Annotated in this window: 27 protein-coding genes; 18 read left to right on the forward strand and 9 right to left on the reverse strand. The window is 66.0% G+C overall.

What is annotated here, in order from left to right:
* Together A5724_RS15305 and A5724_RS15310 are read right to left on the reverse strand one after the other, a co-directional pair.
* Nucleotides 1-536 (reverse strand): DUF222 domain-containing protein (locus tag A5724_RS15305; protein WP_156752298.1); only part of this gene is annotated, 536 nt, incomplete at its 3' end.
* Between the two features lie 105 nt (nt 537-641).
* A complete protein-coding gene (locus A5724_RS15310) occupies nt 642-2,639 on the reverse strand; it encodes an FUSC family protein (RefSeq protein WP_067803203.1) in 1,998 nt (665 codons plus the stop codon).
* Nucleotides 2,640-2,957: 318 nt separating this feature from the next.
* Here A5724_RS15310 and A5724_RS15315 point away from each other — a divergent pair, with 318 nt between their 5' ends.
* The 6 genes from A5724_RS15315 to A5724_RS15340 are packed head-to-tail and all read left to right on the forward strand — an operon-like array spanning nt 2,958 to nt 6,801.
* Entirely contained in the window at nt 2,958-3,794 is an 837-nt protein-coding gene (locus tag A5724_RS15315; protein ID WP_067803207.1) for an SH3-like domain-containing protein, read from the forward strand.
* 21 nt (nt 3,795-3,815) lie between these two features.
* On the forward strand, nt 3,816-4,529 hold the full coding sequence (scnC, locus tag A5724_RS15320; protein ID WP_067803209.1) for a thiocyanate hydrolase subunit gamma: 714 nt from the start codon (nt 3,816-3,818) through the stop codon (nt 4,527-4,529).
* Nucleotides 4,526-4,867 (forward strand): thiocyanate hydrolase, encoded by a 342-nt coding sequence (locus A5724_RS15325; RefSeq protein ID WP_067803211.1) that lies wholly within the window; start codon nt 4,526-4,528, stop codon nt 4,865-4,867. The genes scnC and A5724_RS15325 overlap by 4 nt, the downstream gene beginning before the upstream one ends.
* A gap of 9 nt (nt 4,868-4,876) precedes the next feature.
* Nucleotides 4,877-5,599 carry an EthD domain-containing protein gene (locus A5724_RS15330; protein ID WP_067803217.1) on the forward strand — a complete coding sequence of 241 codons (723 nt, stop codon included), beginning with the start codon at nt 4,877-4,879 and terminating at the stop codon, nt 5,597-5,599.
* Entirely contained in the window at nt 5,586-6,029 is a 444-nt protein-coding gene (locus tag A5724_RS15335; protein ID WP_067803220.1) for a TIGR03618 family F420-dependent PPOX class oxidoreductase, read from the forward strand. The genes A5724_RS15330 and A5724_RS15335 overlap by 14 nt, the downstream gene beginning before the upstream one ends.
* Before the next feature lie 16 nt (nt 6,030-6,045).
* Nucleotides 6,046-6,801 (forward strand): enoyl-CoA hydratase/isomerase family protein, encoded by a 756-nt coding sequence (locus A5724_RS15340; RefSeq protein WP_067803223.1) that lies wholly within the window; start codon nt 6,046-6,048, stop codon nt 6,799-6,801.
* On the opposite strand, the gene A5724_RS15345 is transcribed toward A5724_RS15340, so the two are convergent.
* Together A5724_RS15345 and A5724_RS15350 are read right to left on the reverse strand one after the other, a co-directional pair.
* Nucleotides 6,798-6,989, reverse strand: a complete 192-nt coding sequence (locus tag A5724_RS15345) for a bacterioferritin-associated ferredoxin (protein ID WP_067803226.1) — start codon at nt 6,987-6,989, stop codon at nt 6,798-6,800. The two genes, A5724_RS15340 and A5724_RS15345, sit on opposite strands and share 4 nt — an antisense overlap.
* A gap of 5 nt (nt 6,990-6,994) precedes the next feature.
* Entirely contained in the window at nt 6,995-7,627 is a 633-nt protein-coding gene (locus A5724_RS15350; protein ID WP_067803229.1) for a fatty-acid--CoA ligase, read from the reverse strand.
* Between the two features lie 242 nt (nt 7,628-7,869).
* On the opposite strand from A5724_RS15350, the gene bfr reads away from it, so the two are divergent.
* The 4 genes from bfr to A5724_RS15370 all read left to right on the forward strand — a co-directional run bounded on the left by bfr (nt 7,870) and on the right by A5724_RS15370 (nt 11,517).
* Nucleotides 7,870-8,355: a bacterioferritin gene (gene bfr / locus A5724_RS15355; protein WP_067803232.1), complete on the forward strand. Its 486-nt coding sequence runs from the start codon at nt 7,870-7,872 to the stop codon at nt 8,353-8,355.
* A gap of 185 nt (nt 8,356-8,540) precedes the next feature.
* Nucleotides 8,541-9,023, forward strand: coding sequence for a carboxymuconolactone decarboxylase family protein (locus tag A5724_RS15360; protein WP_067803235.1), 483 nt, complete (start codon nt 8,541-8,543; stop codon nt 9,021-9,023).
* Between the two features lie 21 nt (nt 9,024-9,044).
* The gene (locus tag A5724_RS15365) at nt 9,045-10,406 is read left to right on the forward strand and encodes a glutamine synthetase family protein (RefSeq protein ID WP_067803238.1); all 1,362 of its coding nucleotides are present in this window, start codon (nt 9,045-9,047) and stop codon (nt 10,404-10,406) included.
* A 1-nt stretch (nt 10,407) separates the two neighbouring features.
* The gene (locus A5724_RS15370) at nt 10,408-11,517 is read left to right on the forward strand and encodes an amidohydrolase family protein (RefSeq protein WP_067803242.1); all 1,110 of its coding nucleotides are present in this window, start codon (nt 10,408-10,410) and stop codon (nt 11,515-11,517) included.
* A gap of 103 nt (nt 11,518-11,620) precedes the next feature.
* Here the strand turns inward: A5724_RS15370 and A5724_RS15375 are convergent, their stop codons facing one another.
* The 3 genes from A5724_RS15375 to A5724_RS15385 form a co-directional block, all read right to left on the reverse strand.
* Nucleotides 11,621-12,064 (reverse strand): nuclear transport factor 2 family protein, encoded by a 444-nt coding sequence (locus A5724_RS15375; protein ID WP_067803245.1) that lies wholly within the window; start codon nt 12,062-12,064, stop codon nt 11,621-11,623.
* The gene (locus tag A5724_RS15380; protein WP_082965044.1) at nt 12,054-13,838 is read right to left on the reverse strand and encodes an amidohydrolase family protein; all 1,785 of its coding nucleotides are present in this window, start codon (nt 13,836-13,838) and stop codon (nt 12,054-12,056) included. Before A5724_RS15380 ends, A5724_RS15375 begins: the two co-directional genes overlap by 11 nt.
* 88 nt (nt 13,839-13,926) lie before the next feature.
* Entirely contained in the window at nt 13,927-14,850 is a 924-nt protein-coding gene (locus A5724_RS15385) for an SDR family oxidoreductase (RefSeq protein WP_067803256.1), read from the reverse strand.
* A gap of 18 nt (nt 14,851-14,868) precedes the next feature.
* Here A5724_RS15385 and A5724_RS15390 point away from each other — a divergent pair, with 18 nt between their 5' ends.
* From A5724_RS15390 to A5724_RS15405, 4 genes are all read left to right on the forward strand, one after another.
* Nucleotides 14,869-15,780, forward strand: coding sequence for a dienelactone hydrolase family protein (locus A5724_RS15390; protein ID WP_067803259.1), 912 nt, complete (start codon nt 14,869-14,871; stop codon nt 15,778-15,780).
* A gap of 166 nt (nt 15,781-15,946) precedes the next feature.
* Nucleotides 15,947-17,053 (forward strand): glycosyltransferase, encoded by a 1,107-nt coding sequence (locus tag A5724_RS15395; RefSeq protein ID WP_067803261.1) that lies wholly within the window; start codon nt 15,947-15,949, stop codon nt 17,051-17,053.
* An 18-nt stretch (nt 17,054-17,071) separates the two neighbouring features.
* Nucleotides 17,072-17,743 carry a YoaK family protein gene (locus A5724_RS15400; protein ID WP_067803263.1) on the forward strand — a complete coding sequence of 224 codons (672 nt, stop codon included), beginning with the start codon at nt 17,072-17,074 and terminating at the stop codon, nt 17,741-17,743.
* 14 nt (nt 17,744-17,757) lie between these two features.
* Entirely contained in the window at nt 17,758-18,153 is a 396-nt protein-coding gene (locus A5724_RS15405) for a hypothetical protein (RefSeq protein ID WP_067803805.1), read from the forward strand.
* Between the two features lie 4 nt (nt 18,154-18,157).
* Here A5724_RS15405 and A5724_RS15410 read toward each other — a convergent pair whose 3' ends face one another.
* Both A5724_RS15410 and A5724_RS15415 read right to left on the reverse strand, forming a co-directional pair.
* Nucleotides 18,158-18,682 carry a winged helix-turn-helix domain-containing protein gene (locus tag A5724_RS15410; RefSeq protein ID WP_232004856.1) on the reverse strand — a complete coding sequence of 175 codons (525 nt, stop codon included), beginning with the start codon at nt 18,680-18,682 and terminating at the stop codon, nt 18,158-18,160.
* 60 nt (nt 18,683-18,742) lie between these two features.
* The gene (locus tag A5724_RS15415) at nt 18,743-19,525 is read right to left on the reverse strand and encodes a MetQ/NlpA family ABC transporter substrate-binding protein (RefSeq protein WP_067803272.1); all 783 of its coding nucleotides are present in this window, start codon (nt 19,523-19,525) and stop codon (nt 18,743-18,745) included.
* A 132-nt stretch (nt 19,526-19,657) separates the two neighbouring features.
* Between A5724_RS15415 and A5724_RS15420 the strand changes: the two genes are divergently transcribed.
* From A5724_RS15420 to A5724_RS15435, 4 genes are read left to right on the forward strand one after another with little or no spacing between them, the layout of a single operon-like run.
* Nucleotides 19,658-21,091 carry an APC family permease gene (locus A5724_RS15420; protein ID WP_067803274.1) on the forward strand — a complete coding sequence of 478 codons (1,434 nt, stop codon included), beginning with the start codon at nt 19,658-19,660 and terminating at the stop codon, nt 21,089-21,091.
* Nucleotides 21,088-22,413 carry a glutamine synthetase family protein gene (locus A5724_RS15425; protein ID WP_067803277.1) on the forward strand — a complete coding sequence of 442 codons (1,326 nt, stop codon included), beginning with the start codon at nt 21,088-21,090 and terminating at the stop codon, nt 22,411-22,413. Before A5724_RS15420 ends, A5724_RS15425 begins: the two co-directional genes overlap by 4 nt.
* Nucleotides 22,410-23,426, forward strand: a complete 1,017-nt coding sequence (locus A5724_RS15430) for an LLM class flavin-dependent oxidoreductase (protein ID WP_067803279.1) — start codon at nt 22,410-22,412, stop codon at nt 23,424-23,426. Before A5724_RS15425 ends, A5724_RS15430 begins: the two co-directional genes overlap by 4 nt.
* Before the next feature lie 10 nt (nt 23,427-23,436).
* Nucleotides 23,437-24,666 carry an acyl-CoA dehydrogenase family protein gene (locus A5724_RS15435; RefSeq protein ID WP_067803281.1) on the forward strand — a complete coding sequence of 410 codons (1,230 nt, stop codon included), beginning with the start codon at nt 23,437-23,439 and terminating at the stop codon, nt 24,664-24,666.
* The last annotated feature ends 33 nt before the right edge of the window (nt 24,667-24,699 follow it).

The following is a 24,699-nucleotide window of genomic DNA, read 5'->3' on the forward strand; positions in this document are numbered from 1 at the left end:
TTGGCCAGTTTCTTGACGATCTCGGCGTCGGTTTTGAGCGCCTCACCCACCAGCGAGGCTTCCACCTCGTCACGATCGGTGACCGACACGTTGGACGGCAGCGTCTTGATGGCGTTGGCGATGGCCGTGACGTGGTCTTCGCCGATCTGCCCGCCCGCCAGTGCAGCAGCCACATAGGGCAATACCGGCGGCAGCGGTGGGCCGCACAGTTGGCGCCGCGGGGCTAGTTTGGCGGCGGTTTTCATCCGGGCTTTGACCTGACCGGGGGTGATCCGCAACCGGGCGGCCAGACTGTTGACCATCCTCGGGGCCATCCTCGGTTCATCGGGCGGGTCGGCGATCTGACCGAAGAACCGATACATCAACCCCCGATTAACCCGCTGCTGGGTCTCGAACTGTTCGACCATCTCGACGCGGAACTCGTTGCCCACCTCAGCAGAAGACAACTGGCGCATCTCGGCATGAGCGGCATCAACTTGGGCAGCCAACAGCCGAAACCGCTGCCGCGCCGCCTCCCCGCTGATGAATTCGCCCATGACCCAACGCTATCCACCCCCGCCGACCAGCCACAGCCCCCAACCCACCATCTGTGGATAAAACAAGGCCTGGGGATAACCACCCCAAAATGTCACACCCCACTGCTAGGAGGCTGTGGGTTCGCGGCTGGCCGCGATGTCGGCCAGGCTTCTGGTGATCGCCGCGATCTCGGCAACCAGCACCCGGGCCGCCGCGTTGTCGGCCGCCAACCCCGCGCCCTGCTGGCGCACCTGCTGATTCGCCACGGTCAACTCGTCGATGTCGACAGTCCACGGCGTGGCGGCAGTCGGCGGCCCGCCGCGCAGCGCGTCGACGTAATCATCCACGGCGGCAATGAATTCCGGGGTCAACGCCGTCGACGGCTCTCCGGTCAAGCTGGCCTCCAGCGCAGTGCAGGCACTGGTGACGGCATTCAGCGCCGCGCGATACGAGCGTAGCCACCGACGCAGCTCACGTGAATCCGTCCTGGCCGCACCGGATGCCGCCTCGAACGCCGCACGCGCCCGGAACGTCCGCTGCCACGCCGACGACAGCGCTTCGGCGGGATGATCGAGCTCATGCACGAAGGCCTTGATCACCATTGCCGCATAGTCGATTTCCGACTTCAACAACTCGCCGGCGCGCTGATGCAACCGGACCAGGCCATGGTCCGGCCACATGACATGAGCGACCACCGCCAGCCCGCCACCGATGATGACCGCGAACAACAGGTCCTCGACCGCCTCGCCGTGCGCCCCCGGGTTGATGTCGAGCAGGAACGAAACCGCGGCGGCCAGCGCCGCACTCACCGCGAGATACCCGTACCGCGTCATCGCATACGTCAACGCCAGGAAGAGCGCCGCCACCACGGCGGCCGACAATCCGACCGGTTGCCACAACATCGTGAACACCGACGCGACAACGACACCCATCGCGATGCCCGCCACTCGGCCGACGCAGCGCGTATAGGTGTGCGCGGTCTCCGGGCGCAGCACCATCAACACGGTCAGCGCGATCCAATGACCGTGTCCGACAAGACCGTATCGGCCCGCAGCCACAGCCAACGCGGTCGCCACGGACAGCCGAACCGCGTGTCGCAACACCGGCGACGTCCCTATCAGGTGCTCACGAACCACTGCGGCGGCCGCCCGCATCGAGCCGATCAGGTCCGGCCTGCGAAATTCGCCGAACCGCGACGCGAAAGCCTCGTGAAGCTGCTGCGAAAAACGATGCACCACAGTCGAATACGGCTGGGAAACCGACTCCGCAGCGGCGTCGACTCGGGCCAGCGCGTACTCGGCGTTGCGCTGTGCGCTGCGGTTGTGGCTCGCGATGGCGTCGAGAAACTCTGCTGCAGGTGTCAGCACCGCGGCCACCGCTCCGTCACCACCGCGTAAGGCGCTCAGCGTTGCGGTGATCCGCTCTGGCAACCGGTAACCGCCGTGGTAGGCCAGTGGACGCCGAATCGCGTCGCTGTCGACAAACGCCTCCCGCAGCCACGTCAGCGGCGCGCTGCCCACCGATGCCTCGGGGTCGGCGGCGATCCGCCGCCCATCGGCCGCCAGATCTTGATAGGCCCGAGTCAGCGCTTCGCGTTGCCCCCGCCACCGCTGCGGCGGCCAGACCGCGATCAGCGCGGCCTGGATGCAGCCCGCGGCGATGGTCAACAACGTCGCCAGCAGTACCCCGCCCGGCGACGGCGTCACGGGTGGCGAGATCACCAACAGAGCCGCGCCCGCCGCCGCGACCAAAGCCGGTTTACTGCCGAGGGCCCACTGCATGGCAGCCGCGAAGCACCAGACCGCGACGACGGCGATGAACACCGGGTCGTAGGCCGCGGTCATCGCGCCGAGGAACACGACGAAGCCCAGTTGCAGGGCCACCACGATCACCAGCGGCACCCGGCCGGCGGGGCTGTCCTGCATCGCGATCGCACCCGCGATCGCCGCCGCGCCGCAGGCCCAGACCGCCGCCATCGGTGAACCGGACGCCAGCCCGACCGCTGCCACCGCGAGCAGGCCGAGCAGGCTGCGCGCCACAGCGCCGAAGTCCGGTGTGGTCAACCGCAGCGCCCGGGCCCACCCCCGGCCCCCCGGGGTGATCACGCCGCCGCCGGTGGTCATCCGACCATTTTGACCCCAATGAGCATCACAACCGGTCAACACACGCATCGAAATTCAGCCGAAATTACCGGGCCGTCAAATCCTTTGCGGCACAGGACATGCTGAACTTCGCACGAATTTGCCCACGTAAAAGGGTCATTCGAGGTACGGTCTGGTCACCGCATCACATTTCCCGCCGGAGGTGCCGATGGCCGACAACGCCGATGGTGTTGCTGGTTGTCGATCGATATCCCGGACCACGCGGTTTTTACGCCGTCACGTCTCGTTCGTCCTTTGCGCGCGACGGCGCCGTCTGTCCGACGAAGGAAGGGAACACACATGAGTACGGCCGCCGAGCGTGCCGCCCAGCTGGACCTCGTCGCCCGGCTCAAGTCCGCGTATCCCGAGCTTCCCGACGCGCCGACGCCCGACATGCTGGACCACGGACGCATCACCGCGTATCTGAAGCCCGTTCACGACGTGGGCGGTGAGCCGGACGCGCCGATGAAGTACGAGAACAAGCAGTACGAGCTGTGGGAGCACATGACCTACGTCATGTGTGAGGTGCTGGGGTGGCGCGGCATCTGGCTGTCGGAGGAGCGGCGCCGCATTGGCAACGTCGACGTCGGTCGGGCCGAGTATCTCGGATTGCCGTACTACGGTCGCTGGCTGATCGCCGTTGCGCGTGTGTTGGTGGAAAAGCACCACATCGGCCTCACCGAGTTGAGCGAGCGGATGGCCGAGGTCAAGCAGCGCTACGCCGGCGGACTCGACGGGAAAGCCCTGGAGGCCACGCCGAAGTCAGAAGGTGACGGGGCGAACGTCAAGCGCAACAACCACGCCGAGGAAGCCGAGGGGAAAGGCGATCCGCAGTGCTATGCGGGTCAGGCGGATCCGGCCAAGTTCAAGGTTGGCGACCCGGTGATGGTGCGCGAACTTCCGGTGATCTTCTATACCCGCACCCCGGAGTATGTCCGCGGCGCGAAGGGGGAGATCGAGGCGGTCGCATACGAAAGCCCCGCCGCCGAGGACGAGACCTGGGACCGCCCCGCGAAACCGGAATGGTTCTACATCGTGAAGTTCAACATGGCCGACCTGTTCTACGGCTACACCGGAACCTCCGACGACGTCATCTCAACCGAAATTCCCGAACACTGGCTCGAAGCCGCGAAATAAGCCGCGCAGGAGGGATTTTGCATGACAGAGCATGATCATGACCACGACCATGAGCGCACCGTCGCGCCGATGGTCGATGAGATCACCGACTTCGAGGTCCTCGAGATCGCGCTGCGCGAACTGTGCATCGAGAAAGGCATCTTCACCGCCGAAGAGCACCGCGTCATGACCGAGTTCGCCGAGCAGATCGGCCCGACGCCGGCGGCGCGTCTGGTGGCCAAGGCGTGGCGGGATCCCGAGTTCAAGAAACTGGCCCTCGCCGAACCGATGACGGCCAGTAAGGAGGTCGGTGTCGACTGGCTGCATCCGACAGGGTGGGGGACACCGAGTGACTTCACCGCGTTCCAGATCCTCGCCGACACCCCGACGCTGCACAACGTGATCGTGTGCGCGCTGTGTTCGTGCTATCCCAGGCCGATCCTCGGCAACTCACCGGAGTGGTACCGCACTCCGAACTACCGCAGGCGCCTGGTGCGTTGGCCGCGACAGGTTCTGGCGGAGTTCGGCCTGTACCTTCCCGACGAAATCACAGTGCACGTACAGGATTCCAACCAGAAGCACCGGTTCATGGTGATGCCCTTGCAACCGAAGGGCACCGAAGATTGGACCGAGGACCAACTGGTCGAAATCATCACGCGCGACTGCCTGATCGGTGTGGCGTTACCCAAGCCGGGCGTCACCACCAACGTCATCACCGCCACCAGGCCTGCGGTCCACCCGGGGAACGCCGGATGACCGAGCGTCCTGAGCTTCTGCAGGAGCTCGTCGAACGCAACCAGATCTGGCCGGTGATGGCGGCCAAATGGGGCGTCGAGAATCCGGTGCCGCCGTGGAAAACCAGCCTCGACGGGATGTGCGATGCGCTGGACCGCGCATCGTGTGAGCAGAACGTGCCCAATTTCAAAGAACGTCGCGACGAAGAGGACCAGCTGTCGGCCACCCTCTATGCGAACCTGCCCTATCCGGAGAACCAACTCGTCGCGCTGGCGCACTCATTGTTGGAGCGCGGCATCATCGACGAGGCCGAACTGAAACAGCGACTCGTCAGCATCCGCGAACGGCTGGAGGCGTAGCTTCGTCCCGTGGAGAAAGTGGTCATCACCCTCCGTGGGGCCGATCCGGACGAGGCGTGGTGCAGCCGTTTGCGCGGGGACGTCGCCGCTGAATTGCTCGACCTCGGCGTGCCTGGGCTGGCCGTCAACGTGCGCGACGACACGGTGCGAGGCTCGTTGATGACGCTGACGACGCTGGACCCGCCGGTGGTCGCCTTCGTGACGTTGTGGACGCAGCAGTCCTACGGCGACCAGGTGCGCACCGCGATCGCCAGGCTGGAGAAGGAGTGCGACCAGGTGGCCGGCTACCTGGTCACCGAATCGGTGCCGCTGCCGCCACCGCACACCGCCGGCGGCGACCGCACCCCCGGCCTCGCCAACGTCGCCCTGTTGCGGCGGCCCGGCGATCTCGACGAGCCGACCTGGCGGCACCGGTGGCATCTCGACCACACCCCGGTCGCCATCGCCACCCAGTCGACGTTCGGCTACACGCAGAACAAGGTGGTGCATCCGGTGACGGCCGACGCCCCCACGATCGACGCGATCGTCGAGGAGCTTTTCCCGATCGAGGCCGTCTCCAATCTGCACGCGTTCTTCGGTGCCGCCGACGACGAGGATCTGCGCGACCGGATGGAGCGAATGGTCGCCAGCACCACCGCCTTCGGCGCCAACCGCGATGTCGACACGGTGCCGACGAGCCGGTACGTGTTCCGGTCACCTTTTGCGAGAGAGGGATTCAATGACGACGCTTGACGACGCGGTCGCATTGGCCGCCGACGAGAGCGGGCTCGCGATCGTCTCGACGCTGCGCGCCGACAGCACCATCCAGGCCTCGCTGGTCAACGTCGGGAAGCTGCCGCATCCTGCCACCGGCGAGGAGGTGCTCGGATTCGTCACGTACGGCAAGGTCAAGTTGGCGAATCTGCGGGCCCGTCCTCAACTGACGGTCACGTACCGCAAGGGTTGGATGTGGGCGACGGTGGAGGGCCGCGCCGAGCTCGCAGGCCCTGACGATCCTGCACCGTGGCTCGCCGACGCCGAACAACTGCGGTTGCTGCTTCGCGAGGTGTTCACCGCCGCAGGCGGAACGCACGACGACTGGGATGAATACGACCGGGTGATGGCAGACCAGCGTCGCACCGTGGTGCTGATCGCACCCACCCGCGTCTACAGCAACGGCTGACACATACGCTGCAGGCGTGGTCCTGCAGATCTCCGACGAGAACCGGGTGCGAACGCTCACCCTGAACCGACCAGCAGCTCTCAACGCGTTCAACGAAGAGCTGTACCGGGCGACCGCGGTGGCGCTGCGCGAGGCGGCCGCCGATCCCGACGTCGCGGTGGTGCTGCTGACCGGGGCAGGACGCGCGTTCTCGGCAGGCAACGACCTCAAGGAGATGCAACGTCGCATCACCGACCCCGAGTTCAACGCGCAGGGCAGCCACTTCACTACGATGATCGAGGCTCTCGCCGACCTACCCAAGCCGCTGATCTGCGCGGTCAACGGCGTCGGAGTCGGTATCGGCGCAACGGTTCTCGGCTACGCCGATCTCGTCTTCATGTCCTCGACGGCGCGGCTGAAGACACCGTTCACCAGCCTGGGCGTTGCGCCCGAGGCCGCGTCGTCGTATCTGTTGCCCCAGCTGATCGGCAGGCAGAACGCGGCATGGCTGCTGATGTCGTCGGAGTGGGTCGATGCCGCCGAGGCCCAGCAGATGGGACTGGCATGGAAGGTGTGCGAACCCGACGACCTGCTTGCGCAAGCGCGTCGACACGCCGAAATCCTTGCCTCCCGGCCGATTTCGAGTCTGATGGCGGTCAAGCAGACGATCGTCGAACCGACTCGCGCGGAGATCGCCGCGGCGACCGCACGCGAGATCGCACACTTCGCGGAACTGATGGGCGCCGCGGCCAACGCCGACGCGCTGGCCGAGTTCACGCAGAAGAAAAGCTAGTGGCTGACGGCTTCGGATGGCCGGTTGGCGTAATGCGCTTCGATCATCGCGCGCAAGGTGCGACGGCAGCGCCCGCAGTCGCCGCCCGCACCGCAGGCCTCGGCGATCTGTTTCGACGTCTTCGCACCGTTCGCCACGACCTCGCTGACCACGTGGCTGGTGGTTCCGGTGCAAAGGCAGACGAACATCGCGATCAGACCCGCTCGCCGATGCTCATCAGATGGGCGAACCTGCCGACGAACTGGGTGGGGTAGGCGCCGAAGCCGGCGCTGGACATCCACTCCGCGGCGGCGTCTGGATGGTCGATCCAGGCCCGCGCGCTGAGCTCGTCGGCAATCTCCTGGAGGATCATCACTTCGCGCCCATCGTCGAGTGCCTGGTATACCCAAATCTTGCGAACACCCCCGCTTTTGAACCGGTCCAGGCCGTCGTGCACTTTCGCCAACAGAGTCGGCACGTCGTCGACGGACGCCATCACGCCGACCACCACGCGGCCGATGTGACCTTCGGGCGACGGGCCGTCGAGGTCGATCTTCTCGACCACTTCACCGCCGAAGATGGGCGGTATGTCGTCGGCACCCGAGACGTTGAACCATTCGAATATCGCGGGGGACCGCAGCACCTCTCGAATCGAGCCGGCCCGTCGGATACCGATTGTCACCAACACCCGACCGGGTTCCCATATCGACGTGTACAGCACCACGTGATGCGCGCCGATAGAGGCCAACGGTTCTTCGTGTTTGTTGAGCCACTTCCACATCCGGTCGACGTCGTCGACACGGAAATCGCAGGCGAGAATGAGTGAGTGTAATTCGTACTCACTCATCGGGTTTCCCTGTCCGCTCGAGGCCGCTCGTAGGTGTTAGCGCAGTCTAACCTTACTTAGCGTAGGCAGTCCAGAGCCGTCTCGCGATCCACCTGTCCGTTGCTGCCGGTCGACTGTGACGGAGCCGAAAACACGCCCGTTCCAGCCAATATGGCGGGCTTCCTGGTCACGTCTGCACTAGATTGGGAAAGCACTACGGACCGCGAAGCTAGATTCAGCCCACACGTTGCTTAGGAGCGACCATGCAAGGCGATGCCGACGTTCTGAAACTGCTCAACGAGCAGTTGACAAGCGAACTCACGGCGATCAACCAATATTTCCTGCACTCCAAAATGCAGGCGAATTGGGGATTCACAGAAATTGCCGAGCACACCCGCAAAGAATCTTTCGAAGAAATGCAGCATGCGGAATCGATCACCGACCGCATTCTCATTTTGGACGGGCTGCCGAATTATCAGCGGCTGTTCTCGCTGCGGGTAGGCCAGACCCTGCGCGAGCAGTTCGAGGCCGATCTGGCCATCGAGTATGAAGTGATGGCGCGCCTGAAACCCGGCATCGTGATGTGCCGCGAGAAGGAAGATGCCACCACGGCCAACCTCTTCGAAAAGATCCTCGCCGACGAAGAGGAACACATCGATTACCTCGAAACCCAGCTGCAGCTGATGGACAAGCTGGGCGAACAGCTGTACCTCGCGCAGTGCGTGTCGCGGCCGCCGTCGTCGTTGTAACCTGTTCAGTAACTTTTATAGCCTGACTAACGATATGGCCGGCGGAACGGTCGTTGCGGAGAGGCAGGTGATGACGAACCCGTCGACGTGCCGGGCAGCGACCCCAGACGGGTGCGGCTCTTTTGACTCGTGCTACAAAATTAGAACGTGTTTCAATTCTGCCGTCTCGCGCGTACGATTCGGCCATGAGCCGAATTGGATCTTTCGCTGACGACGACGCGGCCGCCTGGGTGACGAAGTCCCCGGACATCGGTGTCGCCATGGCCGGATTCACCAACGCGGTGTACACCAAGAATCGACTGCCGATGCGGGTCCGCGAGTTGGCCCGGATGGTCATCGCGCTCGACAACGAATGCGTGGTGTGCCAGAACACCCGCGACTCCGAGGGCATCGTCGCCGGTGTCGACGAAGACCTCTACGACCACGCCGCCGAGTGGCGAACATGGCCGGGATACAGCGCCCAAGAGCGCATCGCGGCGGAATTCGCCGAACGCTTCGCCAGTGACCACACCGGTCTGCGGGACGACGAAGATTTCTGGGCCCGCTGCAGCGAGCACTTCAGCGACGAACTGCTGACGGATCTCGCGCTGTCGTGCGCAATGTGGCTCGGCATGGGCAGGATGCTGCGCACACTGGACATCGGCCAAAGCTGCAAGATCACGCTGTAATTCGCCGCGCCTCATTGGACAATGGCTGTCATGGCAGCCAAACCGCTAGCCGCCGCTGCGATCGCCCAATTGGAAGCCGACGGGGTCGCCACGCTGATCGGGACGGTCGTCAACCCGGCGGGTCTCATCCACGCCAAGACCGTGCCGCTTCGGCGGATGGGCACATTCGCCGATCCAGGCCTCGGCGCCAGCCCGGTCTGGCATGTGTTTGCCATCGATCAGGTCGGCACCGTCTTCGGCGAGCGAACCGGAGTGGTGGGGGATCAGCGGATACGGATCGACCTGGGCGCGCTCCGCATCCTCGGCGACGGATTGGCTTGGGCACCAGGTGCTTTCTTCGATCAGGACGGCACCCCTGATCCGTACTGCACACGCGGCGCGTTGAGCCGGATCGAGGCCCGGCTGGCCGAAGCGGGCATCGACGCGGTGGTCGGCCACGAGATGGAATTCGTTCTCGTCGGGCCCGACGGCAGTCAACTGCCGTCGCATCTGTGGGCGCAGTACGGGCTGGCCGGAGTGCTCGAGTTCGAGGGCTTCGTCCGGGACGTGACCAACGCCGCGGCGGCTTCAGGTGCCGCCGTCGAACAGTTCCACCCGGAGTACGGCCGCAACCAGTTCGAGATCTCGTTGGCGCCACTGTCACCCGTCGCCGCCGCGGACCAGTTGGTGCTGATGCGCATCATCATCGGCAGGGCGGCCCGGCGCTACGGCCTGCGGGTCAGCCTGTCTCCGGTGCCTTTCGCAGGCAGCGTCGGATCCGGTGCACATCAACACTTTTCGATGAAGCGCGGTCAGACGCCGTTGTTCTCCGGCGGTGCAGGGGCCGGCGGGATGACCGCAGAAGGGGAGTCCGCCGTCGCCGGTCTACTCGCCGGGCTCAGCGAGGCCCAGGGTGTGCTATCGGGTTCGGTGGTGTCGGGTTTGCGCATGCAACCCGGTCTGTGGTCGGGTGCATACGTCTGCTGGGGCACCGAAAACCGAGAAGCCGCGGTGCGATACCTGATTGGCGGGCCGAGCAATCCGCAGGGCGCGAACGTCGAGGTGAAGGTGATCGACCCGTCTGCCAATCCGTATCTCGCGACCGCCGCGATACTCGGCCTCGCGCTCGACGGCATCGAACGCAAGCTGACCCTACCGCCGGAAACCACCGTCGATCCGGCCAGGCTGACCGATGAGCAGCGCGGCCAGGCGGGCACCAGGCTGCTGGCCGCCAAACAGGCCGACGCCCTCGACACGCTCGACCAATCCGCCTTGATGCGAGGCCTTCTCGGCGACGAGGTGGTGGACGCCGTGCTCGCAGTGCGGCGCTACGAGCAGGACACGTACGGCAACCTGGCGGACGAGGAACTCACCGAGAAGTTCCGCCTGGCGTGGAGTGTGTAATGTGCCGACGCTCTTGGCTGAGCACATCGAAAACGTGCCGCTGGTCGACCATCACGTGCACGGCTGCTGGCTGGCCGCACCTGACCGCGCCCGGTTCGAGAACGGGCTGAACGAAGCCAATACCGAACCGCTCGCCGACTTCGATTCGGCGTTCGACAGTCAACTCGGGTTCGCGGTCCGCGCGCACTGCGCACCGCTGCTGGGGCTGCCGCGGCACGTCGACGCCGACACGTATTGGAGCCGCCGCAGCCGACACTCCGAAGACGCGCTTGCCCGGCTGTTCCTGTCACATGCCAAGGTGTCGGATTGGCTGGTGGACACCGGATTCGGCGACGGCGTAGCCGATCTCGACGTCGTCGCCGACCTGTCCGAAGGGTACGTGCACGAGATCGTCAGGCTGGAATCGGTGGCCGAGGCCGCCGCGGCCGCAGACGAAGACTATGCGTCGGCGTTCACACGGATCCTGGAGGAGCGGGCCGCGACGGCAATCGCCACCAAGACGATCCTCGCCTACCGCGGCGGTTTCGACGGTGACCTGACCGAGCCCACCGCCGCGGAGGTGGCACAGGCGGCCAGTCGATGGCGCGACAGCGGTGCGCCCCGGTTGACCGACCGGGTGCTGTTGCGGTTCGGCCTGTATCAGGCGCTGCGCCTGGGCAAGCCGCTGCAGTTCCACGTCGGCTTCGGCGACCGCGACTGCGATCTGCACAAGGCGAATCCGCTGTATCTGCTGGACTTTCTGCGCACCAGCGGAGACACCCCGATCATGCTGCTGCACTGTTACCCGTACGAACGTGAGGCCGGGTATCTGGCGCAGGCGTTCAACAACGTCTACCTCGACGGCGGGTTGGCGATCAACTACCTGGGTGCGCGCTCGGCGCCGCTCATCGGCCGCCTGCTCGAGATGGCGCCCTTCCGCAAGATCCTGTATTCGTCGGACGCGTTCGGACCTGCCGAACTGCACTATCTCGGGGCGCGGTTGTGGCGCGACGGACTACGGTGCGTGCTGGAGGGTTTCGTCGCCGCGCGGCAGTGGAGCGAAGCCGACGCGATCCGGGTGATCGACCTGATCGCGCATGGCAACGCGAACCGCGTCTATGCGCTGGCCTGATCCGGTGCGCTGTCGGATCGACCAACTGACGGCCGAGGTGGCGACCCGGCCCAGCGCTGTGCCGACGTCTGCCGGCGCGTCGAGCAAAGGGGTTACTGCGATGTCAGACCAGGCCGGTGGCGTCGAACATCCACGACATATCGGCCGTGGCGAAGTTTTCCAGCCAGGATGGCGGTGCGAAGTTCGTCAGACCGCCCATGTCCCAGTAGTCCTTCCACAGCGTGATCTTGCCGTTTTCGACCTTGTGCACCGTGACGAACGGAAGGGTGGCGGTCTCACCGGTGGGCCAGACCCACGTCTCGGAGTGCTCGTACATCGCGTCGACGCCGTTGGTCAGCAGCAGGCCGTCGTGGTTCTCGTAGTGCGACAACCCGTCCCACGCAATACGGATGCGCTTCTCGATGTCGTCGGGGCCACGTGCGGCCACCGCAGGCCCTACCGGCACGTCGAAATAGATGCAATCGTCGGCAAGGTACGTCTTCGCCACCTCGAAGTCGCGAGATGACAGCGCTTTCCACAAATCGCGAACCGTGTTCTCAACCGACACTGGTCAACTCGCTTTCGGCGAGTGCGGGAGCCTTGTGCGCGGCACGTAGGAAGCGGCCCGTGCGCCGCGTGCCGAGGAGGTCCGTCGGCGCACCGTCGAGGAACACCGGGCGGCCGCCGACGAACACCGCTTTGACCGTGTCGTCGTTGCGGTTGACCATGCGCGAGAGTCCGCCGTACTGCTCGACTTCGGCTTCGGCGTAGCCGTCGAGCATCTCGTCGAGCCGCTCGGGGTCGACCACCACGAGGTCGGCGCGGTCGCCCAGGCGTAGATGGCCTGCGTCGATCCGGTACCAGTCGGCCAGTTCACCGGTCAGCCGGTGCACGGCCTGCTCGACCGTCATGAACGGCGTGCCCGCCGTCTGCGCGTCGTTGACGTGCCGCAGCAGTCGCAGACCCATGTTGTAGAAGGCCATGTTGCGCAAGTGGGCTCCGGCGTCGGAGAACCCCATCTGGATGCCGGAGTCGCGGGCCAGCTTCTTGAGGACCTCGGGGCGGTGGTTGGAAATCGTTGTCCGCCAACGCAATGCCCTACCGTGTTCGAGCACCAGGTCGAGGAACGCGTCGACGGGGTGCAGGCCGCCCCGATCCCTGCCCACTTCACCGAACGATTTGCCGATCACCGATGCATCCGGGCACTCGACGATCTCGGTGTCGAAGAAGTCGCGCTGCCATACCCGTATCCCGAACTTGTTCTCGTAGTCCTTGCGGAACCGGCGGCGATACGCTTCGTCACGCATCAGACCGTTGCGTTCGACTTCGTCGCGCAGGTGCAGCGCGGCCGCGCCCGCACCGAACTCCTCGAAAACCACGAGGTCGATGCCGTCGGCGTACACCTCGAACGGCACCGGCAGGTGCTGCCAGCGGAAGTTGCCGCCGAGCCTGTTGACCACGCGGGCGGCGGGCCCCAGCGCGTGGATGCTGTAGGGATTCGACTTCACATCAGCGGCCGAGAGCAGGCTGGTCTTGAGTGGATTGCGGAAGATACCGAGCGACTGCGCGAGCTGCGATACCAGGTTCAGCGGATTCTGAATGTCGGGGCCGGACTGCAGGACTCGGCCCGCGCGCCGCAGGATGGATTTCAGCCTGCGCAGTTCACGCGGTTTCGCGTACGTCGAAGGCAGCGTGCGCGATCGGCACACCTCGCCGTCAAGCTTGTCGAAAAGCAGTTGTTGCGAGGACATGCCGACGAAACCCGCGCGCAGCGCGTCGTCGAGCATCTGCTCCATTCGCGCCTGCTCGACTCTGGTGGGACGTTCGTCTTTTCGCGTTGCGCGGTCGAGTCCCATGGTGGCCGCCCGCATGTCGGAATGGCCGATGAACGCGGCCAGGTTGGGACCCAGTGGACGCGCCTGGAGCGCCCGGATGTATTCGTCGGCGTTGGCCCATGTCTTGTGGGTGTTCACCGCGGCGATGACGTGTTCGCGGGGGATCGCCTCGACACGTCCGAAGATGTCGCCCGCGTCCTCACCGTCAACGTAGATGGTCGACAACGAGCAGGATCCGAGCATCACGGTCGTCACGCCGTGGCGCAGCGATTCCGAGAGCGACGGACCGTTCAGCACCTCGACGTCGTAGTGGGTGTGGATGTCGAGCATGCCCGGCAACACCCACTTGCCGGTCGCGTCCAGCACGCGCGGACAGGCGGTGTCGTCCAACTCGTTCGGCGAGATCGCCACCACGTGGCCGTCGCGGATGCCGATGTTGCGCACCGCAGAGGGCGCGCCGGTGCCGTCGAACCAGCGGCCGTTCGCGATGATGGTGTCGTAGGTCACCAAGTCATCGAACAGCGCGTGCCGGTGGGTGTCAACGAAATCGGTGAACAGATCTCAAAAAATGTCTACTTTGGCGGCTGAGCTGCGCTCATAGCTCCGCCCACCCGTCCGGCTGATGGCCGTCGATGTCGGTGACGCCGTATTCGCGGGCCAATTCGGCGGAGGTGACCGAGCGCTGATTCCAGCGCGCCCTGTCCTCGTCGGCAGCCAATGCCGCGATGCCCCGGCCGACGAATCGCGGCGACTCCGAGACTGCGAAGCCGGGGGGAGCGGTCGGGCCGTCGGTGCGCTGCGGGTCCAGCGCCGTGTGCCAGTTCTCCTCGGTGACACCCCAGTTGTCGAGCATCATCTCCGAGCGCAGCCAACCGGGTGTGACGGCCACCGCGGTGGCGCCGAAGCGCGCCAGTTCGTGGCCAAGGCTGTAGCCGAGCCTGTTGACCGCGACCTTGGACAGGTCATAGAAGACCGAGATCCGGTAGGTGTGGTCGTTGTAGTCCTTTGTCCCGTCGGTGACTTCGACGTGCAGGCCGCCTGGTCGCGTGACGAGCAACGGCAGCAGGCAGTGAGCGGTGATCAGGTGAGTGCCGACGCCGAGGTCGAGAATCCGAAGGCCGTCGTGGAGGTCGTGTTCCCAAATCGGGCGGTTCCACGTCGGCGGGCCACCCTTGAGCACCTCGGCGCCCCAGATGTCGTTGACCAGGATGTCGATGCCGCCATGCTCGTCGCGGACGCGATCGGCCAGCGCCTGCACCTGCGCGACATCGAGGTGATCCACCTGAATCGCAATGCCGACCCCGCCGAGTGCGGTGACCAGTTCGGCTGTCTCCTCGATGGTTTCCGGACGGTCGTAGTCGGACTGTCCGTTGCCCGTCACGCTGCTGCGACCAGTGCAGATCACGGTGGCCCCCGCCTCACCGAGCGCAGCGGCGATACCGCGTCCCGCTCCCCGGGTCGCACCGGCGACAACAGCTGTGCGCCCGCGCAGCGCTTCTCCATCCGGCGTCCAGTTCATGAGGGCATACTCGCGAATGTGACCCCGCTACAGCGCTATATCGCCGAAGAAATTGCCACGGATCATGTCGACGGGTTGTTGTCCCGGCGCGAAGCCCTGCGCAGGCTCGCGCTACTAGGAGTCAGTACTGCCGCGGCCAGTGCGCTGATCGCGGCGTGTAGCGAGAACAAGACCGCCACGTCCAGCCCGCCGGTGACGTCGAGCGCCCCGGTGAGTGCGCCGACGACGCCGCCGGGATCGGCCAAGGCGTTGCCGACCGCGCCGATCACGTGGGCCGGGCCGCAGGGTCAGCTGCAGGCGGCGTGGGCAGAGGCGCCGAACGCGAAGGGCGGGATTCTCGTCATCCACGAGAACAAGGGCCTCACCGACTGGGTCCGTTCGGTGGCGGGCCGGTTCGCGGGCATCGGCTACTCGGCGTTGGCCATCGACCTGTTGTCAGGACAGGGCGGCACCGCGAAGTTCACCGACCCGGCACAGGCCACTGCGGCGTTGGGCAAGATCCCGCCGCAAGAGTTCGTCGCCAACCTCCAATCCGGGGCGGGGGAGTTGGCCCGTCGCGTGCCCGGCAAGAAGCTCGCGGTCGTCGGGTTCTGCATGGGCGGCGGCCTGACGTGGCAGTTGCTCGCCGCGGGTGCAGGCGATCTGGCCGCGGCCATGCCGTTCTACGGGCCCGCTCCCGACAACCCCGACTTTTCCAACTCGAAAAATGTTGCGGTGCTTGCCTTTTACGGTGAGCAGGATCAGCGCGTCAACGCCACCGAACCAGTCGCCAGGGCAGCGCTGGAGAAAGCCGGGATGGTGCACCAGCTCGTCACCGAGCCGAACGCCAACCACGCGTTCTTCAACGACACCGGCGACCGCTACAACGCCGCGGCGGCCGACGACGCGTGGCGCCGCGTGCAGGACTGGATGACGAAGTACGTGGGCTAGTTCCTCAGGCGAGCGACCGCTTTTGTACAACGTTTCTGGGCGTGTCGGCGTGCAGACCCGGTCGTCCCCTACTCACGTGTGGGCCCACGCGGTAATTCACGGCGTGTTCTCCTGCCGGTTGATGTCGCGTTGTTGACCGAACACGCGTACCGGTTCTGATTCCCCCATGCGGGTTGTGCAGGTTGCGAACTTCTACGGTCCGCTTTCGGGGGGTCTCCGCACGGCGGTGGATCGCCTCGGCGCGGAATACTGCGCGGCAGGCCACGAAGTTTTCCTCATCGTGCCCGCGCGATACTCCCAACGGCGTGAATTACCGTCTGGCGTGGTCCGTATTTCGTTGCCAGCCAGGCTGATCCCGTTCACCGGTGGCTATCGCGCCGTGTTGCCCGGCCCGGTCACTTCACTGCTGACCCGACTGTCACCGGATGCGCTTGAGGTATCTGATCGGTTGACGCTTCGCTCGCTGGGGGCATGGGGTAGGCAGCGCGACGTGGCGACGGTGATGATCTCTCACGAGCGGCTGGATCGCCTTGTCGGACAGATGCTTCCGGCCCGCCTCGCGCGGTCTATCGCCGACGTCGCCAACCGCCGCACCGCCGACAGTTACGACACGGTGGTGTGCACGACGGCGTTCGCCCGCGAAGAGTTCGACCGGATCCACGCGACTAACGTCGTCACGGTGCCATTGGGCGTCGACCTCGACCAGTTCCACCCCCGCCGTTATTCGGCGACGACAAGGCGACGCTGGGCACGCCCCGAGCAGATCTTGCTGGTGCACTGCGGGCGACTTTCGGTCGAAAAGCACGCCCACCGCAGCATCGATACCATTGCCGCGCTGTGCAATTGGGGCATCGATGCCCGGCTGGTCGTCGTCGGCGAAGGACCGATGCGCGCGCGGCTGGAACGTCAAGCCGCGGGCATGCCCGTCGACTTCACCGGTTTCATCGGCTGCCGCGACACTCTGGCGACCATCCTGGCGACCGCCGACGTCGCGCTCGCACCCGGCCCACACGAAACCTTCGGGCTGGCGGCGCTGGAAGCACTGGCGTCGGGCACCCCCGCCGTGGTGTCCCGCACGTCCGCGCTCGCCGAGATGCTGACCACCGACAGCGGCGCCACCACCGACAACGACCCCGACGCCATCGCTGGGGCGGTCGCCTCGATCATCAGCACGCCGGAACCGCTGCGCCGCAACCGCGCGCGCAGACGCGCCGAAGGGTTCACCTGGCGTCGATCGGCGACGGGCATGCTCAGCGCACTGCGGGCGCACTGACCGCGCTAGTTTGGCCGGGTGGTCGAGGACACCGAACGCAGCAGAAGCCTGTGGTTCGCGCTGCTGCTGACCCTGGCCAACGGGTTCCTCGACGCTCACACCTACATCTCCCGGGGCGGGGTGTTCGCCAATGTGCAGACCGCCAACGTGATCTTCGGCGCCATCGACACGTCGAAGCGGGAGTGGGCGATGGCGCTGGCTCACCTGTGGCCACTGCTCGCGTTCATCGCTGGCGTCGGGTTGGCGTCGCATATCAAATCCGGCCGTGCGGAACGGTTCGTCGCCAGGCCGCTGGTTTTGACGATGGCGGTCCAGGCCGTCGCCCTCGCCGTCATCGGCTTCGTCCCCGCGGCGGTCCCGCATAGCTATGTCACCGTGCCGATCTCGTTTCTGGCCGCAATGCAGATCGGCCTGTTCCGCAACATAGGCGAACTCGCATACCTGCCGGTGGCCACCACCGGCAACCTGATGCGATTCGTCGAGGCCGGCTACGCCGGGTTCGTCGACCGCCACGCCGAATCACGTCGGGCGTTCCGGGTGTACGGCACGCTGATCCTGACGTTCGCCACGGGCGCGCTCGGCGGGGCGTACGCCAGCAGGGCGTTGGGAGTTCACGCGATCTGGTTGCCCGCCGGTTTCCTCGCGGTGACGCTGTGTTTGTTCATCATCGATGAACGCCACCTTCGGTGATCTACCATCCGAAGATGCTCAGGTTGCCGACGATCCTCGCCGCCGCGGCGCTGGCGCTCGCAGGCACCACGCCGGTGGCCACCGCCGAACCGAGCCCGCCGCCGTGCCAGTACACCTTGTCGCCGCCGCAAGTGGTCCAGCTGTCGGGGACGAACGTCGTGACGTCCACGCTGTCCCTTGCGGCCTGCGATCAATCCGTGGCCTACCAGACCGTCGCCTGTGTGCAGTTGCAGGGCAGCGACGGTCCCGGCCAGTGCGCGCAGCAGGTCGGCATTCTCACCGCGCAGGTGTTCTACCAGCCGTACCGGCCCGGTGCGACGTACACCGCGACCGGCAGGGGATGCGCCAACACCGGCAATCCACCGCGGCCCGTCTGCAAGCCGATGGGCCCGTTGACCGCGACGCTGTAGCTGCTCACGCGGCGACGAAACGCACCTTGGGCCCTGGGTCGAAGCGGTAGCCGCGCCCCCGAATCGTGGTCAGCACCCCTGCGTATGGGCCGAGCTTGGTGCGCAGCCGCCGGACATGGGTGTCGACGGTGCGCAAGGACACCTCGGTTCCCGGGGCACGGTCGCGCCACACCTGGTTCACCAGTTCGGCGCGCGACACCGGTCGTCCCGGGACAGCGGCGAGGTAGCACAACAATTCGAATTCGCGGTAGGTCAGCCGCACCCGGTTACCGTCGATGCGCACCTCGCGCAGGATCCGGTCGATGGTCAGCCCGGCGGGCGGGACGGTGGGGTTCGCCGTCGCGACGTCGACCGCGGCCCTGTGTGCGTGCACACCCGGCACCGATCGGACGATCACCTGGGCATAGTCGTCAGCCAATTGTGCTGTGCGGCTTGGCAAGTCCGCGGGCGCGGCGGGCACATCGAGCACGAGCACCACCCGTACGGTGTCCGCGCGCGGCATCGGGGGCCGCTGTGCCCCTTGGTACACACCAACACTGTGGCGGTAGAGATTTGTCCGGCACAGGGTTTCCTTCGCGGTGAGCGCAATTCAGAACGCGGGCAGCACCTGCCCGGCATAGGTGGTGGTGATGAATTCTCGGGTGGCTTCAGCGTTGAGCGCGTCTGTCAGCGCGGTGACGACCGGGCTTCGACAGTTGTCCGGCCTGGCCACCAGATACTCCGCGTACACCGGATTGCCCCGATCGCAGTGCAGCGCGGTCCCGGTGTCCACACCCCACTCCATCGCCTGATTGCCGAACAGGAACACCACATCTGCGCCCGCCCCGCTGCGCCCGCCCGTGTCGAAATCTTCGCGCAGATCGCCGAGCAGCCAGCTGGTCAGCTCTTTGAGCACCAGCCGGCGCGGATTCGACCGCACGTCACCGACGCTCGTCAGGCCTCGCCGCGACGGCGCGCATTCGATCAGTCCCAGCCGCTCGAGCATTACCAGTGACCGGTCGATGTTGACCGGATCCGACGGCAGCGCCACCTCGGCATACTCGGGGATCGCGTCTACCTCCGGAATCCACGTCGAGTACAACCCGAACGGTTCGATGTGCACCGGCGCCAGCGGCACCAACCGATTGCCGGTGCGGCGGTTGAAATCGTGGAGGAACGGCAGGTACTGGAAGAAGTTCGCATGCAGCCGGCCGGCTGCCAGCAGATCGTTGGGCTTGTCGAAGCTCTCGAAGATCTCGATCTGTAGGTCGATTCCCTGGCCGGCCAGCGGCTCCCTGACGAAGTCGAGGATCTCGGCGTGCGGCACAGGCGTGGCCCCGACCCGCAGCGGGCGTTTGCCTCTGCCGCCCACCGCGCGCACCGAGCTGCTCACGCCGCGAACACTACCGGCGCACGCGAATGTGTCCAATTGTGACGCCGTATGACTCACGGTGACTCCAGATCTGGTGTCGCCCATCGCGTTTTCCTACCGTCGAGCCAACTTCCACCGATAGGACGGTCAACGATGTCCGAAACCACAACCACACCAGAGGTTTTGGGGGAGCGTCCATCCCCGCCGCTGCGTCAACTGACGGGCAACCTCGGCGTGCCCGCAATCGTGTTCATGGTCGTCGCCGCGGCGGCGCCGTTGGGCGTGATCGGCGGCGTGGTGCCGCTGGGCCTCGCCTCGGGCAACGGTGCGGGATTCCCAGCCACGTTCATTGCCTCGACGGTGATACTGCTGTTCTTCGCCGTCGGGTTTACGGCGTTGACGCCGTACGTCGAAGACGCCGGCGCGTTTTTCTCCTACGTGCGTACGGCATTGGGCTTTCCCGCAGGCATCGGCATCGCATTCGTCGCGTTGGTGAGTTACGTGGCGATCGAGGCAGGCGTGTACGGCCTCCTCGGACCGGCGGGCAGCGCCGTTGTCGAATTGTTCGGCGGGTCTGCGCTGCCGTGGTGGCTGTTCGCGGCGGCGGCGTTCGTCGTCACCGCATTCCTGGGCTACCGCAGCATCCAGTTGTCCAGCCAGGTGCTGGCAGTGCTGTTGACCGCCGAGATCGCCATCGTGTTGGTGCTCGACGCGGTGATCGTGGCTCGCGGCGGTGACCACGGCCTGTCGACCGGCATCGTCAACCCCGGCGTCATCTTCTCCGGATCCGTCGGTATCGGTCTGCTTTTCGCACTCATCAGCTTCGTCGGTTTCGAAGCCACCGCGATCTTCCGCGATGAGGCCCGCACTCCCGAGCGCACCATCCCGCGCGCCACCTACGCCGCCCTGATCCTCATCGGCGTGTTCTACGCGGTGACCAGTTGGGCGCTGGTGTCCGGATGGGGCGACGCGGAAGCGGTCAGCAGGGCCACCGAGTCGGGCAGCACCTTCCTGTCCGACACCGCGCAGCGCTACATCGGCGTGGTGGGCAACGACATCATCACGGTGCTGTACTTCACCAGCCTGTATGCCTGCATCCTGTCGTTCCACAACGTCGCGTCTCGCTATGTGTTCGCGTTGTCGCAGCGCGATGTGCTGCCCGCGTCGCTGAGCTATCCGCACGCCAAACACGGTTCACCGCATCAGGCTTCGTTGTGGATCTCCGGTGTCGTCGCGATCAGCGTCGTGCTTGCCGTGGTCTTCGAACTCGACCCGGCCGCGCAGTTCTACACCTGGTTCGCGGGCGCCACCACCGTCGGATTCGTCGTGTTGCTGATCGCCACCAGCGTCGCGGTACTGGTCTACTTCGCCCGCGACCGCCGTGGCCACTCGCAGTGGCGGGTGCGCATCGCGCCGCTGCTGGGCCTGGTCGGGTTGGCGGGGGCGCTGATCCTGATATTGGCCAACCTGAGGGATCTGGTGGGTGGGTCGAGCGTGCTGGCGTGGGTGATCGTCGGCCTGCTGGTGGGCTCGTTCGCGGTCGGCGCCACGGTAGGCACCCGGGTCGCCAAGGCGCCGGCGTCATGACGCAGACGGTAGACACCCCGGCCCCCGAACGCGATCTGCTGCAGGGCATCGCGGACGGTTCGCTGACCGAGATCGAGGTGGCGTGGAGCGATCCGTTCGGCCACGCGCAGGGCAAGCGGATACCCGCCGCGCAATTCCTCGACCGCGCCAAAGGCCACGGGTTCGCGTTCTGCGAGGCGTCGTTGGGCTGGAACACCGATGGGACCGTCATCGACGGCCTCGGCCTGACCAACTGGGCGGGCGGCTATCCCGACGTTTATGCGGTGCCCGACTTCGCCACCTTCAGGCCACTGCCATGGCGACGCGGCGTCGGCCATGTCATCTCCGATATCGTTGCGCACGAACGTAATCCGTCGTTGTTGGACCCGCGTGCGGTGCTGAAGCGGGTGCTGGCCCGACTGGCCGAACTGGGCTACACCGCGAAAGTCGGCGTGGAACTCGAGTTCTATCTGCTCAACGCCGACGGGACGCCTTTTCAACACGACATCCACGCGTACTCGCTGGAGAACGCCAACGCGCTCGACCCGCTGATCACCGACCTGAACGAAACACTCGGCGCCTTCACCCGGTTGGAGGGCATCCAGACCGAGTACGGGCCCGGCCAAGTGGAGACCAACCTGGTCTACACCGACGCGCTGGCAGCCGCCGACGATGCGGCGCGGCTCAAGTACGCCGCCAAGGAGGTAGCGCGCAGACACGGTAAGGTCGCCAGCTTCATGGCCAAGCCGTTCTCCGAACACTCCGGCAGCTCGCAACATCTGCACATCTCGTTGTGGCGCGACGGCGCAGCGGCTTTCGCACCGGACAACGGCGCCGAGAACGAGACCGCATTGCACTCGATCGCAGGCCTGCTCGAACATCTGCCGTCGATCACGTTGTTCGGTGCACACTCGGTCAACGCGTATCGCCGGTTCGTACCCGATTCGTTCGCCCCGGCAACGGTGACATGGAGCCGCGACAACCGAAGCGCGGCGGTGCGTTCGCTGATCGAGGGCGCGGCCACGCGGATCGAACTGCGCAGCGGCGCATCGGATGCCAACCCGTACTGGTTGGTCGCCTCGGCGCTGGCGGCAGTGGTCGCAGGTCTGCAGGCGCGGCGCAGGCCGCCGGAATCCGATGGCGGCAACCTGTACTTCAGCGGCACCCCGCTGCCCGAATCGCTCGGTGTCGCGCTGGCGCTCGCCACCCAGGACGACACCATCCTGGAGATCCTCGGCGCCGAGTCGGTGCGTGATTTCGCAGCCATCGCGCGCAGTGAGTGGCAGCAGTATTCGAACCACGTCAGCGACTGGGAGCGCCAGCGCTACCTGACCAGTTCATGACGCGCCCACGGTTCGGTGTGTGGGCGCCGGTGTACGGCAACCACGGCGCCCGCAACCACCCGGACGATGCGCCGGATCCCTGCTACCGCCGCAATCGCGACTTGCTGATCCGCGCGGAGCAGGCCGGTTTCGACTCAACTCTGTTGGCTCAACACGTCATTCACCCCAGCAATGTGGAGGATGACGTGCTCGAGACGTGGTCGACGATGGCCGCTCTGGCCGAGGCCACCAGCCGCATCGAACTGATCGGCGCCATCAAGCCGCTGCTCGTCAATCCGCTGGTGTTCGCCAAATTGGCGACGAACATCGGCGAGATCTCGGCGGGCAGGATCGCGATCAACGTGGTCAGCGGATGGTTTCTGCCTGAACTCGAAGCGCTCGGGCTCGACGCCGCCGACCACGACGACCGTTACGCGTTCACCCGGGCGTGGCTGCAGACCGTGCTGGACCTGTGGGCGGGTAAGCAGGTCGACATCGCAGGCCGCGGCGGCCAGAGTGCGCTCATCCGTCCGGTCCCCGATCAGCCGCCGGCGGTGTACTTCGGCGGCGAGTCCGAACCGGCCCGTGCGCTGGCCGCGCAACACGCCGACGTGTTCTTCATCAACGGTCGGCCGCTGGCCGACACCATCGAGGTGATCGAGGATCTGCGGGCCAGGCCCCGCGACCGTGCCCCGTTGCGATTCGGGTTGTCCGCCTTCGTGATCGCCCGCGAGACGGAGGCCGAGGCGACGGCCGAACTGCAGCATCTGCAGTCGCTCGTCGACGCCGAGAGCAGACCCGAGATCTCGTCTGGCACTGACCCGAAGACCCAGATGTACAAAGTGCTTTCGGGTACCAGCCGGGTCGGCTCCAACGGTGGCACATTGGCAGGCCTGGTCGGCAGCTACCGGCAGGTGATAGAGCGGATCGAGGCATTCCACTCCGCGGGCGTCGAACTGTTCATGCTGCAGTTCCAGCCGCTGAACGCGGAACTGGACCGGTTCGCCGAGAAAATCATTCCGCACTTTCGCTAGGAGAAGACAAATGACCCTCGAAGCAACCGGGGCACGCTCGGCGGTCTCCGAAGAGCCGCTCGGCAGTTCGGTATCAGACCGGTTGGCCCGGCTGGCGGACATCGTCGGGGACCTGCGCCGCGACGATGCCGCTGCCGAGCGGGACCGCGTCCTGCAGTACGGTGCGGTCGAACGCTTGCGCCACGCCGGAGTGCTCAGCCTGCGGGTACCGACACGCTACGGCGGGCCAGGCGGTGGGGCACGCGACGTCATTGCCGCCGTCGTGCAGATCGCCCGCGGCAGTTCGAATGTGGCGCAGTCACTTCGGGCGCATTTCGGATTCTCCGAGCGGCTGCTGAGCAATCGGGCCAACGAGGCGGAACGCCTGCAATGGTTTCCCGTTGTCAACGCGGGGGTGGTGTTCGGCAACGCGATCACCGACGCCAACGGCAAGGCACCGGGAAGCTCCGACACCACACTGCTGACCGACGCCGACGGTGTGCTGCGGCTCAACGGTTACAAGTTCTATTCCACCGGAACACTGTTCGCCGATCTGATCGCGGTGTCCGCCGTCGACGCCGACGGCAGGGACCTGCAGGCCATCGTGCCGACCGACCGCGCCGGCGTCGAACTCTTCGACGATTGGGACGGATTCGGCCAACGCCTCACCGCCAGCGGAGGCACGCGGTTCACCGACGTCGCCGTCGAACCGGCCGAGGTGACGACGGTGTCCGACGGCAAGCATCTGGGGCATTCCACCGCGTTCCTGCAGTTGTACCTGGCGGCGGTGGCGGCCGGTATCGCGCACGGCGTGTTCGACGACGCGGTGGCGTACGTGCGGACGAAGGCGCGTCCGGCGTCGCATTCGCTGGCCGACACGGCGTCGGGGGATCCGTTCATCCTCGCCGCGGTGGGCGACATCGCCGCCAACGCCGCTGCGGCCGAAGCACTGGTGCTGTCCGCCGCCGGCGCGATCGATGCCGTGGTGGACGCAGGCGCGCAGGCCGATCCCGACGCGCTGGCCCAGTTGTCCGTCACGATCGCCAAGGCGCAGTTGGTGGCGGAACGGCTGACCCTGGCCGCGGCGGAGCGGTTGTTCGACACCGGGGGAGCGTCGGCGACGGCCCGCAACCTCAACCTGGACCGGCACTGGCGCAACACGCGGACACTGGCGAGCCATAATCCGTTGGTGTACAAGGCATATGCCGCCGGTAACTACGCGGTCAACGGCGTCTGGCCGCCGGCCAACGGCTACTTCTGACCTGTTCGCCGTTCCAGCCGAAGTGAACCAACC

Source organism: Mycobacterium sp. ACS1612 (assembly GCF_001667505.1).
GTDB lineage: Bacteria > Actinomycetota > Actinomycetes > Mycobacteriales > Mycobacteriaceae > Mycobacterium.